The organism is Mesorhizobium sp. P2_F8 (assembly GCF_056403655.1).
Map to the genome: position 1 here is coordinate 383,037 of NZ_JBFUFB010000004.1, position 15,863 is coordinate 398,899.

Here is a 15,863-nt window from a genome sequence, read left to right on the forward strand (position 1 = left end):
CCTGAAATGCGTGAAGCGCTGCCCGACCTGGGCGGCGTTCAGCCTCGCCTCGGCCCTGAGCGAGCCGACATCGCCTTCGAGGTGAACGGCGCAGCCATCTCGGTCAACGTGCCGCCGCTGCGTCGGCTGTCCTCGGTGCTGCGCGACGAACTGCTTTTGACCGGCACCAAGGTCGGCTGTGACGCCGGCGACTGCGGCGCCTGCACGGTGCTGGTCGACGATGATCCGGTTTGCGCCTGCCTGATGTCGGCGGCTTCCGCGGCGGGAACGGCTGTGACAACCGTCGAAGGGCTCGCCAATGGCCGGCTGTCGGCGCTGCAGGCCTCGTTCCTCGACCATGGCGCGGCACAGTGCGGCATCTGCACGCCGGCCCTGCTGGTCGCGGCCACGGCATTGCTGGACAAGAAGCCCAACCCGACCGAGATCGAGGTCCAGGACGCGCTGGGCGGCATCCTCTGCCGCTGCACCGGCTACCGCAAGATCATCGCGGCGGTGATGGATGCCTCCCTGCAGGCAGGAAGCCTCGATTTCCGCTTGCCTCGATCGGGCCATGCGATCGGCTCTTCGCCCATCCGGCTCGACGGCGTGCCGAAGGTCACCGGCGGTGAAAAATTCGGCGGCGATTCCTTCCCCGCCGATGCATTGGCCGTGCTGGTGGTGCGCTCGCCGCATTACCATGCCAGCTTTGCCTTCGGCGACCTCGACGACTGGGTGAAGGCGCATCCCGGCATCGCCGGTGTCTTCACCGCCGCCGACATTGCGGGCAAGAACTGCTTCGGCGTCATCGGCCCGTTCGCCGACCAGCCGGCGCTGGCAGAGGGTTTCGCACGCCTTCGTGGCGAAGCGGTGGCGCTGGTCGCCGGCGAGCGCGAGGCCATCCTCGATCTCGACCTGTCGGATTTCCCAATTCTCTGGAGCGAGCTGCCGCATCTCCTGCAGCCTTGCGAGGCGCAGGCCAGCGGCGCCAGGTTGATCCACGACAATCGCCCGGCGAACCTGCTCACCGCCGGCTTTGTCGAGCGCGGCGATCCCGAGGCGGCGCTTGCCGGCGCTGCCATCACCGTGTCCGGCGCCATCGACACCTCCTATGTCGAGCACGCCTATATCGAGCCGGAAGCCGGCTATGCATATCTGGATGGCGACACGCTGGTCGTCGTCGCCTGCACCCAGGCGCCCTATATGGACCGCGACGAGACCGCGAAGGTGCTCGGCCTTGCCGTCGACAAGGTGCGCATTGTGCCGACCGCGACCGGCGGCGGCTTCGGCTCCAAGCTTGACGTTTCGCTGCAGCCTTTGATCGGCCTTGTGGCGCTGAAGACCGGTCGGCCGGCGGCGCTCGCCTATACCCGCAATGAATCGATGATATCGACCACCAAGCGCCATCCGGCCGAGATGAAGGCGACCATCGGCGCCGATGCCGAAGGCCATGTCACCGGCATGATCTTTGCCGGCGACTTCAACACCGGCGCCTATGCCAGCTGGGGGCCGACTGTCGCAAACCGCGTGCCGGTGCACGCTTCCGGCCCGTATGCGACACCGAACTATCGCGCCGAAGGCCGCGCCATCCACACCCATGGGCCGATCTCCGGTGCCTTCCGCGGCTTCGGCGTGCCGCAAGCGACGATCATGCAGGAGACGCTCTATGACGAGCTGGCTGACAAACTGGGCATTGACCGGCTCGATTTTCGCTTGAACAACTGCCTTCGGAACGGATCCGAAACGGTTACCGGGCAGCGGCTGGAGTCCGGCGTCGGCATTGCCGAATGCCTGGAATCGCTACGGCCGCATTGGGCGCGCGCGAAGGCCGATGCGGCCGCATTCAACGATACCAACAGGGATAGAAAGCGTGGCGTTGGCGTGGCTTCCTGCTGGTATGGCTGCGGCAACACCTCGCTGCCCAACCCGTCGACCATCCGCGTCGGCATCGCCGCTTGCGGCGACATCATCCTGCATCAGGGCGCGGTCGATATCGGCCAGGGCTCGAACACGGTCATCACCCAGATCTGCGCCGACGCGCTTGGCCTGCCCCTGGAGAAATTCAAGCTTAAGAGTGCCGATACCGCGATCAGCCCCGATGCCGGCAAGACATCGGCCTCGCGCCAGACTTTCGTGACCGGCAAGGCTGCCGAAAAGGCCGGCCGTGCCTTGCGCGAAAAGATCCTGCGCTTTGCCAATGTCTCGGAGAAAGCATCCCTGCAACTGGATGGCCCGGCGATAATCATCCGCGAGGGCGAGGCCACGCGCCACATCGACCTCGCAGCTTTGGATGTGGATGCCGATGGCTTCGTCTTCCGCGCCGAGGAAAGCTACGACCCGCCGACACTGCCGCTCGACGCCAAGGGCCAGGGCAAGCCCTATGCGGTTTATGGCTACGGTGCGCAGATCGCCGAACTCGAAGTCGATCTCAAGCTCGGCACGGTCAAGCTGATCAAGATCACCGCGGCGCACGACGTCGGCAAGGCGATCAACCCGCTGCTGGTCGAGGGCCAGATCGAAGGCGGCATCGCGCAAGGCATCGGCATGGCGCTGATGGAGGAGTATATCCCCGGCCGCACCGAGAATTTGCACGACTACGTCATTCCGACCATCGGCGACGTGCCGCCGATCGAGACCATCCTGATCGAGGTCCCGGATCCCGAAGGACCGTTCGGCGCCAAGGGCCTGGGCGAACATGTGCTGATCCCGACGGCGCCGGCGATCCTCAACGCCATCCGCCACGCCACCGGCGTTCTGGTCACCAAGGTTCCGGCGACGCCGACGCGCATCCGCGCCGCCATTCGCGAAAAGGAGGCACGCCCATGAGCGAGCTGGCCGAACGCTTCGAAACCCACGATCCCGGCGAAAAGCAGATTGCGGAGAAGATCCGCTGCGATGCCTGTCCGGTCATGTGCTATATCGCCGATGGCCGTACCGGCGCCTGCGACCGCTACGGCAATATCGGCGGCAGGATCGTGCGCATGGATCCGCTGACCATCCTCGACCACGCGGCCGAGGCCGGCGCGGCCATGGTGCCGTTCATCGCCGAGGGCGACGCATGGGACGGCGAACTGGTCAACACCGGCCGCCGCTTCGTCACCGCCATCGGTGCGGGCACCACCTATCCCGATTACAAGCCGGCTCCGTTCATCGTCAGCCAGCAAGTCGAAGGCGTCGATCTCGTCACCGTCGTTACCGAGGGCATCTTCTCCTACTGCGGCGTCAAGGTGAAGATCGACACCGACCGTCATATCGGGCCCGAGACGGCTACAGTGCGATCGCAAGGCGAAGCGATCGGCCATGTCACGACGGGCGAATACGGCTCGCAGATGCTGTCGCTGGGCGGCGTGCACCACCTGACCGGCGGCTCGAAGTCGGAAGGGCGCGCCACTTGCGACGCAATGCTCCATCTGTGCAACCGCAAGCCGGTGGAGCTCAGCATCGACGGCGGAGCCACCGTCATCGTCGAAGCCGGCAAACCACCGGTTATCGACGGCAAGCAGGAACACCGCATGCGTGTCGGCTGCGGCTCGGCCACCATCGGCATGTTCGCCACGCAATGGCGCGGGCTGGTCGACGAGGTGGTGGTGGTCGACGACCACATCACCGGCGTTGTGTCCGAGCATCAGGCCGGCAAGGTGCTGGGCTGGCAGGACACGGGCATAAAAATCATCGGCCGCCGCTCGACGCCCGGCCGCTATTTCAAGGTGTCCGATCCCGGCCTCGGCTGGGGCGGCACCAGCATATCCGACCCCCTGTCGATCCTCGGCGAATGGAACGCCAAGAAGGGCGCGCGGCCGGGCCTGTCGCTGCTGATGGTTTCGACCACTGGCGAGCAGTTTGCCTATTACGAGCTCGATGACGACTTGAAGCCGGTGCAGAAACCCTTCCCGGAGCGGCTGCAAAAGTCCGTCGGGCTGATCGAGGACAATTGCGAGCCGGCGCTGTGCACCGTGCTGTTCATCGGCGGCGCCGGCGGTTCGCTGCGCGCCGGCGTCACCGAAAACCCGGTCAATCTGACCCGTTCCGTGCAAGGCCTGAGCACCTACGTGACGGTCGGCGGCGCGCCGGTCTATGTCTGGCCGGGCGGCGGCATCACGCTGATGGTCGATGTCACGCGGGTGCCGGAAGGCGCCTTCGGCTATGTGCCGACCCCGGCGTTGGTGGCGCCGATCGAATTCACCCTGCGCCGCGACGACTATGTCCGGCTTGGCGGCTACGAGGCCGAAATCCGCAGCGTCGAGGATATCATTGCCAAAGGCGGCGAGTATCTCAATCCGCGCCGGGGCACGGGTGCCGCGGCCGGCAATCCATGGCCGCCGCTGGCACAATTGCACCGTGTTCGCTCCAACGGGGCCGGGTGATGTCCGGCCCGCAAGCGCATTGGCTGCAGGACGGCAAGCGGCTGCATCTGAACTACGGGCCGATCGACCTGATCGTCGAGGCCTTTGGCGAGGCGCATGAATGCCGCCAGGCCTATGAGCAGGCGGTTACGCGTTTCCAGACAATCTTGCCGGAGCTGGTCGAGGAATTGCCGGAATTGCGCCAGCCGGCCACGAGCCGACCGCGCGCTTTCACCGGTTCGACAGCGCAGCGCATGGAAGCGGCCGTCGTGCCCCTGGCGAAAGATTTCATTACGCCGATGGCCGCCGTCGCCGGTTCGGTAGCCGACGAAATTCTCGGGGCGATGCTTGCCGGCCGGAAACTCGACCGCGCCTATGTCAACAATGGCGGTGACAGCGCCCTCCATCTCGGCGCCGGCCAGTCGATGACGCTTGCCATCGCCGGCACCGGCCACGGTCTGGCCGACCGCATTGTCATCCATACCGGCGATGGCGTGCGCGGCGTCGCCACCAGCGGCTGGCGTGGACGCTCGTTTTCGCTTGGCATCGCCGATGCCGTCACCGTGCTGGCGCGGACCGGGGCCGAGGCCGATGCCGCCGCGACGCTGATCGCAAATGCCGTCGACCTGCCCGGCCATCCAGCCATCCGGCGCGTGCCGGCGCGCGACCTGGCGCCGGACAGCGACCTTGGCGACCGGCTGGTGACGCAAGAGGTCAACCGGCTTTCCTCAGAGGAAATCGCCACGGCGCTGGACGGCGGACTTGCCGTCGCCGAAGATTTCCGCCGCAGGGGATTGATCGCCGCATCGGCGCTGTTTCTTGCCGGCCAGACCCGCATCAGTGGTTCCATGGCGCTTGCCGCGCCCGACAAAAGTCCAGGGAAGGAAGTTGCCCATGCCTGAGTTTCCGATCCGCAAGATCGCGGTTCTGACCGAAGAGATCTTTCACGAGGGCGGACCGATGGCCAAGGTGCCGCGCCGTCGCGCCGCCGCCATGGCGCTGGTCAAGAACCCGTTCGCCGGGCGCTATGTCGAGGAGTTGCAGAGCGCCATGGACGATCTGAAGCCGCTCGGCCTGCTGCTGGCCGACCGGCTGATCGCGGCGCTCGGCGGTGACGTGAAACAGATCGACGGCTATGGCAAGGGCGCCATTGTCGGCACATCAGGCGAACTGGAGCACGGCGCGCTCTGGCATGTGCCCGGCGGATACGCCATGCGCGAACGGCTCGGCGATGCCAAGGCGATCGTGCCGTCGGCAAAGAAGGTCGGCGCCTTCGGCTCCAGGCTCGACGTGCCGCTTGGCCACATCAATGCCGCCTATGTGCGCAGCCATTTCGACGCCATGGAAGTCGGCATCAGCGACGGCCCGCGCCCCGACGAGATCCTGTTCTGCCTGGCCATGACCTGCGGGCCACGCGTGCACGACCGCATGGGCGGCCTGGCGGCCGGGGATATCAAGGCCTGGGACGGGCTGCGGTGAGCGCCGAGGACAATCTGCTGAAGCTGGTCGAGGCCGAAGAGCCTGACGAAAACGACTATCGCTTGCAGGAGCAGGTCGGTTTCATCCTGCGCAAGGCGCATCAGCGCCATGTCTCGATCTTCGCCGCCCATATCGCCGATCTGACGCCGCCGCAATTCGCGGCGCTGGCCAAGCTGCGCGATGTCGGCGAGACCTCGCAGAACCAGCTCGGCACGCTGATTGCCATGGACGCGGCGACGGTGAAGGGTGTCATCGACCGGCTGAAGGCGCGCGGCCTGGTCGATCTCTCCAAGCATGAGGTCGACAAGAGGCGGCTGCTGGTCAATTTGACCGCTGAAGGCCGCGACGCGGTCGAACGCCTGATCCCGCTTGCCCGCGACATCACCCAGGAAACACTGGCGCCGCTCTCGGCCAAGGAGATCGCCACATTCATGAAGCTGCTGGCGAAACTGGCCTGAGGCTCGACAGGCCCGAGCGTCTTTCGCCCAAGGTAGCGTTCAGAGCTTGTACGCCTCCGAAGAAAGCTCCCGCAGCTTTGGGAAGACGCCCTTGCCGCCAGTGATGACCAGCGTTCCGTCCCGCAGCACCGTCTTCGGATCGGGTTTCACGACCATGCCGCCGGCTTCCTCGACCAGAAGCATGCCGGCCAGGCAATCCCAGGCGTTCATGTGCTCCTCGACATAGCCGAGCAGGCGGCCGGCGGCGACGTAGGCGAGCATCAAGGCACCCGAGGCGTTGCGAAAGAAAACGCCGCCTTCGGCCAGGAGCATGCGGACCAGCACGGCGACATTTTCGGTGTCGGCGCGGTTTGAAAATCCGGTCCCGACGGATCCTTCTTCCAGACTGGTGACCGCACTGGTCTTGATCGGTCTGCCGTTGACGAAGGCGCCGCCGCCGAGCCGGCCGTGAAACGTCTCTCCGGTCGACGGTTCGTGGATCACGCCAACCACGGTCTCGCCATGCAGGGCGCAGGCGATCACCACGCACCAGGCCGGAATGCCGCGCACGAAATTGGCGGTGCCGTCGATGGGATCGATCACCCAGTCATAGCCTGTCGAGCCGGTGACCGAGGCATGCTCCTCGCCGACGATGCCGTCTTGCGGATAGTCGGTAGCAATGGCCGCGCGGATGAACAGTTCGACCTCGCGGTCTGCTTCCGAGACCAGGTCCTGATGGCCCTTGCTCTCGATGGTCAGGCTGTCGAGGTCGCGGAAGTACTTCAGGCCGAGTTCGCCGGCACGCCGCGCAAGTTCGATGGCAAACTGCATGCGTGCGTCATGGTCATTTTTCACGGGGGAGCTCGATCCTGCGGAAGGTGCCCCGCCCTTAGCAGAAGCACCCCGTATCCTCCAAGCCAAGAATATCAGGCCGCCTGCGACAGCGATTTGTGGGCCTCGGCCAGGATCTCGAACGACCGCACGCGGGCCGCGTGGTCGAAGATCTGCGCGGTGACCATCAGCTCGTCGGCGCCAGTGCGGCGCACGAAGGCGTCGATGCCTTGCCGGACCGTTTCCGGAGACCCTACTACCGCGCAGGACAGCGCCTGGCCAAGCATGGTCTTGGCCATCGGATCGAGATCGCGGTCATAGTTCTCGACCGGCGGCGGCAGCCGACCGGGCCGGCCGGTGCGCAGATTGACGAAAGCCTGTTGCAGCGAGGTGAACAGCAGGCGCGCCTCGGCATCGGTGGGCGCGGCAAAGACGTTGAGGCCGAGCATCACATGCGGTTTGTCGAGCTGCTCCGAAGGCTGGAAGCGCGAGCGGTAGACGTCCAGGGCATGGTCGAGTTCCGCCGGCGCGAAATGCGAGGCAAAGGCATAGGGCAGGCCGAGCATGGCGGCGAGCTGCGCGCCGTAGAGGCTGGAACCGAGGATCCAGATCGGCACGTTCTGGCCCTCGCCCGGCACGGCGCGGATGCGCTGGCCTTCCGTGGCCGGCTGGAAATAGCCCATCAGCTCGACGACATCCTGCGGAAAATTATCGACGCCGGCCTCGAGGTTGCGCCGCAAGGCGCGTGCGGTGCCCATGTCGGTGCCGGGCGCGCGGCCGAGGCCGAGATCGATGCGGCCCGGATGCAAGGCGGCCAGCGTGCCGAACTGTTCGGCAATCACCAGCGGCGAATGGTTGGGCAGCATGATGCCGCCGGCGCCGACGCGAATGGTCCTGGTGCCGCCGGCGACATGGGCAATGACGACCGCGGTGGCGGCACTGGCGATGCCCGGCATGTTGTGATGCTCGGCCAGCCAGTAGCGCTTGTAACCCAGCCGCTCGGCATGACGGGCAAGATCGAGCGAGTTCGCGAGCGACTGGGAGGCATCGCTGCCTTCGATGATCGGCGACAGGTCGAGAACGGAAAGAGCGGTCATGAACGGGATCCTGTGTAAGACCGCATGTAGGGAGCGCCCGGCAACGCCGCAAATTCAAAAATATTGATCAGCTCTTTGCGGATTCCGTGTCGGCGATGTCGTCTTCCACGACGACGGCCGTGTGCTGCGCGGCGAGGAAGTTGCCGACAGGGCTGAGCCCGTCGAAATGATCGCAGAACACCTTGATGACGACCAGCAGCGGAACCGCCATCAATGCGCCGACGAAGCCCCAGAGCCACGACCAGAAGGCGATGGCGATGAAGATCGCCACGGCGTTGATCTCAAGGCGCCGGCCGACCACCATCGGTGTCACGAACTGGCCTTCGACGATGTCGCACACCAGCACGAAGGCCGGCGCCAGCAGCGCGTAGGAGATGGTGTCGAAGCTGATCAGCGCCATGATCGCAACCAGCACGATGGTCATCAGCGCCCCGACATAAGGCAGGAAGTTGAACAGGGCGGCGGCGACGCCCCAGACCAGCGGGTTGGGCATGCCGAGCGCCCACAAGCCAAGGCCGATCCCCGTGCCAAGGCCGGCATTGATGATGGTGACGGTGAGCAGATAGTGCGAGATTTCCCGTTCCACGTCATAAACGACGCGCAGCGCGCGCTTCTTTTCACTGAGGCTGGCGAAGGACTGGATGATCTTCTCATAGAACATCGTGCCTGAAGCGAGCAGGAACAGCGACAGCACGAAGATGATGGTGAGGCCTGTTCCCGCCGACAGGATGTTGCTGGCCGCCGACGACAGAATGCCTGATTGGGCGACCGCCACCTTCTGGATGCCGGACTCCTGCGACGTCTCGGTCAGCTGCTCGATCTGGTGCGAGATCTGCATGATCCTCTCGAACGGACGCCGCAATTGCGCCAGCCGTTCGGTGAGCTGCTGGCCGATCGACGAGGTGTTGTTGATGAGGTCTATGACCGGGCCGCTGAGCAGATAGCCTGCACTAGCGAAAATGCAGACCGACAACAGCACCAGAAGGGTCGCAGAAACCACCTCGGGAACGCCGCGCCTGCGCAGAAGCCGGACGATCGGTGTCAGTGTCAGCGCCAGCAGGAAAGCCAGGATCACCGGCATGAAGAAGGCGCGGGCGAAGTAAAGCGCGTAGATGGCCATGAACAGGAAGATGCCGACGAGCAGCGAACGCATCAGATGCATGTCCGCGCGTGCCGCTGCGCGCGGGTCTTCAGCCTCGGCAACGCCTGTGCCTAAAGCGGCGGGTTCGGCTTTCATCATGGACCCTCACCGGCGCACCGCAATTGGTGCAATCCAATGACGAAAACGCCTCTACCGGCGCTTGGGTTCCGTTAGTCGGGCAAGGCCCGGAGTGCGGACCTCCCGCTGACCTATGCAACGGGCGCCGGCACCGCCGGCGCGGACTTCGCCGTTTCCCTGCGCACGATCGGCGCCACCCTGGTGCCGTAGAGCTCGATCGCCTTCATGATCCTGGCATGCGGCATGGTGCCGATCGCCATCTGCAGCAGGAAGCGGTCATTGCCGAAGATCCTGTGCTGGGCGACGATCTTCTCGGCCACCTGCTCGGGATTGCCGACGAACAGGGCGCCATTGGGGCCACGCGACTGGTCGAAATGCGCCCGTGACGTCGGGCCCCAGCCGCGCTCGCGACCGATGCGGTTCATCACCTCGGCTTGCGGGTCGTAGAAATCATCGGCCGCCTGCTCGGTCGTTTCGGCGATGAAGCCGTGCACGTTTATGCTGGTGGCGAGGCTTGCCGGATCGTTGCCGGCGCGCTTGGCCGCCTCCCGATAGAGATCGAAGAGCGGCGCGAAACGCGCCGGCTCGCCGCCGATGATGGCGAGCGCCAGCGGCAGGCCGAGCGCCCCGGCGCGCGCCGCCGATTGCGGCGTGCCGCCGATGGCGATCCAGACCGGCAACCTGTCCTGGAACGGCCTGGGATAGACGCCGCGATCGTTGATCGGCGCACGCAGATTGCCGGACCACGTGACCTTCACACGATCGCGGATGGCAAGCAGGAGGTCGAGCTTTTCGGCGAACAGCTCGTCATAGTCCTCCAGATTGTAGCCGAACAGCGGGAAGGATTCGATGAACGAGCCGCGCCCGGCCATGATCTCGGCGCGGCCGCCCGACAAAAGATCGAGCGTGGCGAACTGCTGGAAGACGCGCACCGGATCATCGGAGGACAGGACGGTGACCGCGCTGGTCAGCTTGATGCGCTTCGAGCGCTCGGCGGCCGCAGCCAGCGCCACCACCGGTGCGGAGGCAGCATAGTCGGGCCGGTGATGCTCGCCGAGACCGAAGACGTCGAGGCCGACCTGGTCTGCCAGTTCGACCTCCTCGATCAGGTTGCGCAGTCGTTCATGCGGGCCGATGGCGCCGGGGCCCGGCTGCGGGCTGACGTCGGCGAAGGTGTAGAGACCGAGTTCCATTCGAATGTCATCCTGGTGTTGGAGTTTCGGGTTAGAGGTAGCCATCGACCCGCCTCGCCGCCAGAGGGGCGGACGGTGAACAGTGCATGTCGGTTCCGGCCGAAAATACGTCTCCCAGGTGCAACATCGCGGAATTTCATGGCTGGCATGCCGTTTTGGCGCTTGAACTCTCGGCATTCGCGCGTATGTAAGCGTCGCGAATTGACTTCAGGGAAGTGGACTTGGCTATCTACAGGGAAAAAGACATTTTCGAGCGGCGCAATGCCGCAAACGAGGCAAAGAAGGCGCTTCTGGAGCGCTTCAAGTCAAAGCCGGCAGCAGACGATCCGACGGTGCTGGCACGACAGGCCGAACGCAAGGCAATCCTCGAGGCTCGCCAGATACGCGAGGCTGAAAAGGCCAGGCTGAAGCAGGAAAAGCTGGCACGCGAGGCGGTCGAGAAGGCCGAGCGCGAGGCAGCAGCCGAAGCGGCACGCATCGCGGCCGAAGAGGCGGCACAGGCTGAAGCCAAGATTCGGGAGGCCGAAGAAAACGAGCGCATCGCCCGTTTGCTGGCCGACGAAGCCGAACGCAAGGCCAAGCGCGACGCGCGTTATGCAGCGCGCAAACAGCGCACGGGCAGGACGCCTCCGGGCTTCTCCGCCCGCTAGCCTCCAGGCAACGGAGCAATCTGCTTCAAAGATCAGGGTCGCCTTGCAGCGGCCCTGAACGTGTTTGTCCAATGCATGTCGCCCGAAAGTGGCCCCGGTTTTGGGAGGACGGCGTGCGCAAAAGCAACTCCCCAAACCACGCCATCTGAATCCGTCCAAACGCGACGCGCTTTAGCGGTATGATCAGGCGGCGAACTTCAGCCCCATGATGCCGCAGACAATGAGCGCGATGCAGGCCAGCCTGATCGCGGTGGCCGGCTCGCCGAGCAGCCAGATGCCGAGCAGTGCCGTGCCGACGGTGCCGATGCCGGTCCACACCGCATAGGCGGTACCGACGGGCAGCGCCTTCAGCGCCAGGCCGAGCAGAGTGAGGCTGACGATCATCGAGGCAACGGTCAGCACGGTCGGCATCAGCTTCGAGAAGCCGTCCGTGTATTTGAGGCCGATTGCCCAGCCGATCTCGAACAGGCCGGCAAAAAACAGAAACATCCACGCCATCGACTACGCTCCATCAAAGCATCGGACCGAATTCGGATTCGGTATCCGACGCTCAATCAACAATGGCGGGTCGTCCCGGCCGGATTTTCGGGGAAAGCGCGAGGTCGTCCCCGCCCCGCCAATATAAGAAATTCGGGCGCTCGATCAACAACGACCGGCAACAACATTGCCGGTCGCAATCCCGTTCGGACGGGTATTGCCCGGACCTACTTGTCCTTGAGCTTCATCGCCTTGACCGGCGGCGCCTTCAGGGCCGGAGCCGGGGCTGGCTTCTTGGCATCCTTCTTCGGCTTGCGGGCTTCCTTGCCTGCCTTCATCGCACCTTTAGCCATGATTCGTTCCTCCGATTGCGGGAAGCGAAGTGAAACAAGAGAAACGTCCGACTGCAAGAGGCCAGCGCCTATCGACACCGCCAGCCGGCCGCTTTTAACCGGTTTCTAATTTGCTCGTAAACCACGCCGGTCCGTGCCATGGTCATCTTCGCACTGCAGCATCAGCCCGGCTTTTCGCCGGGCGATGAACAGGCAGGCCGGTCAGGACGACAATGCGAATCCATATCGGCTGCGAGATGAGCTTCGACTTTCCCCAGGAAACCCCGCTCATCGCGATGCTGAATGTTCACTATTCCCGCGCCTCCGACCTTGAGCGGCCCGACTTTTTGACCTCCAACCCGCCCGTGCCGATCGAGAGTTATCGCGACAGTTTCGGCAATTGGTGCAACCGGTTCGTAGCTCCGCCAGGGCGGTTCACCTTTGGCACCGACGCGGTGATCCGCGATCCCGGCACCTTCGAGATGGGTGACCTGATGGCCTGGCAGCACGAGGTGCGTGACCTGCCGGCGGATACGCTGCTGTTTCTGCTGCCCAGCCGCTTTTGCGAGAGCGACCTTCTGGCGAGCGAGGCATGGCGGCTGTTCGGCCACACGCCGCTGGGCATTGCGCGTGTGCAGGCGATCTGCGACTTCGTCCACAATCATATCGTCTTCAACTACGGCAATGCGCGGCCGACACGCACCGCTGCGGAAGCCTATCGCGAACAGAGTGGTGTCTGCCGCGACTTCGCGCATCTCGCGGTCACCTTCTGCCGGGCGCTCAACATCCCGACGCGCTACTGCACCGGCTACATCAGCGACATCGGCACGCCGAAGCCGTGGTCGAGCATGGATTTCGCCGCCTGGATGGAAGTCTATCTCGGCGGCCGCTGGCATGCCTTCGACCCGCGCAACAATGCGCCGCGCATCGGCCGCATCCTGATCGCCTCCGGTCGTGACGCCGCCGACGTGCCGCTGACCCATATCTTCGGACCGGGCACGCTCGCCGGTTTCAAAGTTTGGACCGACGAGATCGTCGAATAGTCGACCGAACGAGCCGACGGTTCGCGCGTTATGGTCTTGTGGAGCTTTGACGGGCTGGCCGTTAGACTGGCGCCTTGAACGGGGGCAGCATCATGGCCGGGCATGGCGGCTCAAAAAGGGTGATCTACGCGGCGCTCGCCGGCAATCTCGCCATCGCATTGACCAAGTTCGGAGCCGCTTTCTTCACCGGCAGTTCGGCGATGCTGTCGGAAGGCGTGCACTCACTGGTCGATACCGGCAATGGCGGCCTGCTGCTCTATGGCATGCACCGCGCCGCCCGCCCGGCCGATCGGACGCATCCGCTCGGTCACGGCCGCGAACTCTATTTCTGGAGTTTCATCGTCGCCCTTCTGGTCTTCGCGCTGGGCGCCGGCGTCTCCTTCTACGAAGGCGTGATCCACATCATGGCGCCGGAGCCGGTCGTCAACGCCAAGGTGAACTACATCGTTCTTGGCCTGTCCTTCCTGTTCGAGGGCAGCTCCTGGCTGGTGGCGCTGAAGGAGTTCCGCCAGCAGAAGGGCAAGCAGGGCTGGCTGCAGGCCGTGCAGTCGAGCAAGGACCCCAGCGTCTACACCGTGCTGTTCGAGGACAGCGCCGCCCTGCTCGGCCTGATCGTCGCCTTTGCCGGCATCCTTGCGGCGGAGCTGCTGGAGATGCCGGAGCTCGACGGCGCCGCCTCGATCGGCATTGGGCTGATCCTGGGCGCGACGGCGATCTTCCTGGCCCGCGAAAGCAAGGGGCTGCTGATCGGCGAGCCGGCCTCCCCAGAGGTGCAGAGACACGTGCTGGCGATCGTCCAGCAGGATCCGGCGGTGCAGCAGGCGAACGGCGTTCTGACCGTCCACATGGGGCCGCAAGAGATCGTCGCTGCTCTCAGCATCGAGTTCGAGGATCACCTGACGGCGCCGGAGATCGAAGCCTGTGTGGAGCGCCTGGAGGCGCGGCTGAAGACAGAGATGCCGGAGATCGCCAGGCTGTTCGTCAAGCCGCAGACGACCGGGACCTGGGAACAGCGGCGCAAGATTGTTGAAGCCGCGTCAGGAGACGAGCCGGATCAGGCCGGTTAAGATGTCGGCGAAGCAGGGAGAAACAAGATGAAAATCGACGGCGGCTGCCATTGCGGCGCTATCACCTACGAGGCGGAGGTCGACCCGGAAAAGACCTCGATCTGCCACTGCACCGACTGCCAGAAACTGACCGGCACGGCCTTTCGGGTGACTGTTCCGGCGCCTGAGCATCATTATCGGATCACAAAAGGTACGCCGAGAATCTATATCAAGACCGGGGCAAGCGGCGCCAAGCGCGCCCAGGCTTTTTGTGCCGACTGCGGGTCGCACCTCTACGCCACGTCGGTTGGAGATGGTCCAAAGGTCTATGGAATTCGAGCGGGAACCGCGCGGCAACGCGAGGATTTGATCCCGACACAGCAGAAATGGCACAGTTCAGCGCTGCACTGGCTGCCGGAGTTCCAGGGCATGACCACCGTGGAGGAGCAGTAGCGCTGCTGCGGCGTCAGTCGTCGCCTTCGACGACCCTCAGCCTGAGTTGCCCGGTCTTCGAATCGGCGACGCGGGTCCCTGTCTCGACCTTCGCGGTGGCAGGCGGTGATGCTGCTTCGGGGCCAGCCTCACCGTCGGGCTGGGCGCCGAACTCCAGTGCCTCGATCTTCTGGCCGCGTCTGGTCACCTTCGACGTCGAGACGAGGATGTCGTCGATGTCCTTGGCCGACTGGCCGAAATGGACCTGCAGCTTGCGCACCCGCTCGTCGACGCGCGCAACGTCTTCCATCAGCCGGATGACCTCGCCCTGGATCAGATGCGCCTGTTCGCGCATGCGGGCGTCCTTGAGGATGGCCTGGATGACCTGGATCGACAGCATCAGCAGCGACGGCGAGACGATGACGACGCGGGCGCGGTGCGCCTTGTGGACGATGGCCTCGAAATTCTCGTGGATCTCGGCGAACACCGATTCCGACGGCACGAACATGAAGGCGGTGTCCTGCGTCTCGCCCTGGATCAGATATTTCTCAGATATATCACGGACATGGATCTCGATATCGCGGCGGAAGGCCTGGGCAGCGACCTTCTGCATGTCGGCGCCATCGGCGGCGCGGATGGCGTTCCAGGCTTCGAGTGGAAATTTGGCATCGATGGCGAGCGACGGCGCGCCATTCGGCATCTTCACCAGGCAGTCCGGCCGGCTGCCGTTCGACAGCGTTGCCTGGAACTCATAGGCCCCGTGCGGCAAGCCGTCGGCAACGATCGCCTCCATGCGCGACTGGCCGAAGGCACCGCGCGTCTGCTTGTTGGAGAGGATCGCCTGCAATTGCACGACCTGGCCGGCAAGCGACTGGATGTTGCCTTGCGCGGTGTCGATGATCGCCAGCCGCTCCTGCAATTTGGCCAGGCTCTCATGCGTGGATTTGGTCTGCTCGGTCATGGTCTGGCCGATACGGCCGGTCATGGCGTCGAGGCGCTGGCCTATCGACTGCGTCAGCTCGGCTTGGCGTGCCCCGAACACTTCGGCGATGGCGCCCATGCGGCCCTGCATCTCGGCCTGGCTTTGCAAGATGCCGGCCATCCGCGCCTCGGCGTCGCGGGCATGATCGGCGGCCTCAGCGGCGGCGACGGCGCGCGCCTTGGCCGACCGCCACAGCGCGATGACAAGCGCCACGAACAGGCCGAGAAACAGCAATGCGCCGACGGCCAGCGCATGGCCAAGCGTAATCGTGGAGGCGCCAAGCCGGGCGACAGGCTCCGAAAGGATGGATGTCAGATCATTCATGT

At 64.8% G+C, this 15,863-nt stretch carries 16 protein-coding genes; 9 read left to right on the forward strand and 7 right to left on the reverse strand.

Features of this window, described 5'->3' with window-relative positions; all coding sequences use genetic code 11:
• Positions 1 to 6 precede the first annotated feature (6 nt).
• From AC1DZP_RS12630 to AC1DZP_RS12650, 5 genes are read left to right on the forward strand one after another with little or no spacing between them, the layout of a single operon-like run.
• The gene (locus AC1DZP_RS12630; protein ID WP_477302949.1) at positions 7 to 2,802 is read left to right on the forward strand and encodes a molybdopterin-dependent oxidoreductase; all 2,796 of its coding nucleotides are present in this window, start codon (positions 7 to 9) and stop codon (positions 2,800 to 2,802) included.
• Positions 2,799 to 4,340, forward strand: a complete 1,542-nt coding sequence (locus AC1DZP_RS12635) for a 6-hydroxynicotinate reductase (RefSeq protein ID WP_477302695.1) — start codon at positions 2,799 to 2,801, stop codon at positions 4,338 to 4,340. The genes AC1DZP_RS12630 and AC1DZP_RS12635 overlap by 4 nt, the downstream gene beginning before the upstream one ends.
• Positions 4,340 to 5,221 carry a UPF0280 family protein gene (locus AC1DZP_RS12640; protein WP_477302697.1) on the forward strand — a complete coding sequence of 294 codons (882 nt, stop codon included), beginning with the start codon at positions 4,340 to 4,342 and terminating at the stop codon, positions 5,219 to 5,221. The genes AC1DZP_RS12635 and AC1DZP_RS12640 overlap by 1 nt, the downstream gene beginning before the upstream one ends.
• The gene (locus AC1DZP_RS12645) at positions 5,214 to 5,798 is read left to right on the forward strand and encodes an amino acid synthesis family protein (RefSeq protein ID WP_477302699.1); all 585 of its coding nucleotides are present in this window, start codon (positions 5,214 to 5,216) and stop codon (positions 5,796 to 5,798) included. The genes AC1DZP_RS12640 and AC1DZP_RS12645 overlap by 8 nt, the downstream gene beginning before the upstream one ends.
• The gene (locus AC1DZP_RS12650; protein WP_095083429.1) at positions 5,795 to 6,256 is read left to right on the forward strand and encodes a MarR family winged helix-turn-helix transcriptional regulator; all 462 of its coding nucleotides are present in this window, start codon (positions 5,795 to 5,797) and stop codon (positions 6,254 to 6,256) included. The genes AC1DZP_RS12645 and AC1DZP_RS12650 overlap by 4 nt, the downstream gene beginning before the upstream one ends.
• A 39-nt stretch (positions 6,257 to 6,295) precedes the next feature.
• On the opposite strand, the gene AC1DZP_RS12655 is transcribed toward AC1DZP_RS12650, so the two are convergent.
• The 4 genes from AC1DZP_RS12655 to AC1DZP_RS12670 form a co-directional block, all read right to left on the reverse strand.
• Positions 6,296 to 7,090, reverse strand: a complete 795-nt coding sequence (locus tag AC1DZP_RS12655; RefSeq protein ID WP_477302701.1) for an inositol monophosphatase family protein — start codon at positions 7,088 to 7,090, stop codon at positions 6,296 to 6,298.
• 71 nt (positions 7,091 to 7,161) lie between these two features.
• Positions 7,162 to 8,163, reverse strand: coding sequence for an LLM class flavin-dependent oxidoreductase (locus AC1DZP_RS12660; protein WP_477302703.1), 1,002 nt, complete (start codon positions 8,161 to 8,163; stop codon positions 7,162 to 7,164).
• A gap of 67 nt (positions 8,164 to 8,230) precedes the next feature.
• The gene (locus tag AC1DZP_RS12665) at positions 8,231 to 9,400 is read right to left on the reverse strand and encodes an AI-2E family transporter (RefSeq protein ID WP_477302951.1); all 1,170 of its coding nucleotides are present in this window, start codon (positions 9,398 to 9,400) and stop codon (positions 8,231 to 8,233) included.
• Positions 9,401 to 9,513: 113 nt separating this feature from the next.
• Positions 9,514 to 10,575 carry an LLM class flavin-dependent oxidoreductase gene (locus tag AC1DZP_RS12670; RefSeq protein WP_477302705.1) on the reverse strand — a complete coding sequence of 354 codons (1,062 nt, stop codon included), beginning with the start codon at positions 10,573 to 10,575 and terminating at the stop codon, positions 9,514 to 9,516.
• A gap of 221 nt (positions 10,576 to 10,796) precedes the next feature.
• Between AC1DZP_RS12670 and AC1DZP_RS12675 the strand changes: the two genes are divergently transcribed.
• The gene (locus AC1DZP_RS12675) at positions 10,797 to 11,225 is read left to right on the forward strand and encodes a DUF6481 family protein (protein ID WP_184872979.1); all 429 of its coding nucleotides are present in this window, start codon (positions 10,797 to 10,799) and stop codon (positions 11,223 to 11,225) included.
• 183 nt (positions 11,226 to 11,408) lie between these two features.
• Here the strand turns inward: AC1DZP_RS12675 and sugE are convergent, their stop codons facing one another.
• Both sugE and AC1DZP_RS12685 read right to left on the reverse strand, forming a co-directional pair.
• Positions 11,409 to 11,723 (reverse strand): quaternary ammonium compound efflux SMR transporter SugE, encoded by a 315-nt coding sequence (sugE, locus tag AC1DZP_RS12680; RefSeq protein ID WP_477302707.1) that lies wholly within the window; start codon positions 11,721 to 11,723, stop codon positions 11,409 to 11,411.
• A 206-nt stretch (positions 11,724 to 11,929) separates the two neighbouring features.
• On the reverse strand, positions 11,930 to 12,055 hold the full coding sequence (locus AC1DZP_RS12685) for a hypothetical protein (RefSeq protein ID WP_013528464.1): 126 nt from the start codon (positions 12,053 to 12,055) through the stop codon (positions 11,930 to 11,932).
• A 212-nt stretch (positions 12,056 to 12,267) separates the two neighbouring features.
• Here AC1DZP_RS12685 and AC1DZP_RS12690 point away from each other — a divergent pair, with 212 nt between their 5' ends.
• The 3 genes from AC1DZP_RS12690 to AC1DZP_RS12700 all read left to right on the forward strand — a co-directional run bounded on the left by AC1DZP_RS12690 (position 12,268) and on the right by AC1DZP_RS12700 (position 14,576).
• Positions 12,268 to 13,077: a transglutaminase-like domain-containing protein gene (locus AC1DZP_RS12690; RefSeq protein ID WP_477302709.1), complete on the forward strand. Its 810-nt coding sequence runs from the start codon at positions 12,268 to 12,270 to the stop codon at positions 13,075 to 13,077.
• A gap of 92 nt (positions 13,078 to 13,169) precedes the next feature.
• Complete coding sequence (locus tag AC1DZP_RS12695) at positions 13,170 to 14,144, forward strand: cation diffusion facilitator family transporter (protein ID WP_477302711.1); 975 nt, start codon at positions 13,170 to 13,172, stop codon at positions 14,142 to 14,144.
• A 27-nt stretch (positions 14,145 to 14,171) separates the two neighbouring features.
• Positions 14,172 to 14,576 (forward strand): GFA family protein, encoded by a 405-nt coding sequence (locus tag AC1DZP_RS12700; protein WP_477302713.1) that lies wholly within the window; start codon positions 14,172 to 14,174, stop codon positions 14,574 to 14,576.
• Positions 14,577 to 14,589: 13 nt separating this feature from the next.
• On the opposite strand, the gene AC1DZP_RS12705 is transcribed toward AC1DZP_RS12700, so the two are convergent.
• Positions 14,590 to 15,861, reverse strand: a complete 1,272-nt coding sequence (locus AC1DZP_RS12705) for a DNA recombination protein RmuC (RefSeq protein ID WP_477302715.1) — start codon at positions 15,859 to 15,861, stop codon at positions 14,590 to 14,592.
• Positions 15,862 to 15,863 lie beyond the last annotated feature (2 nt).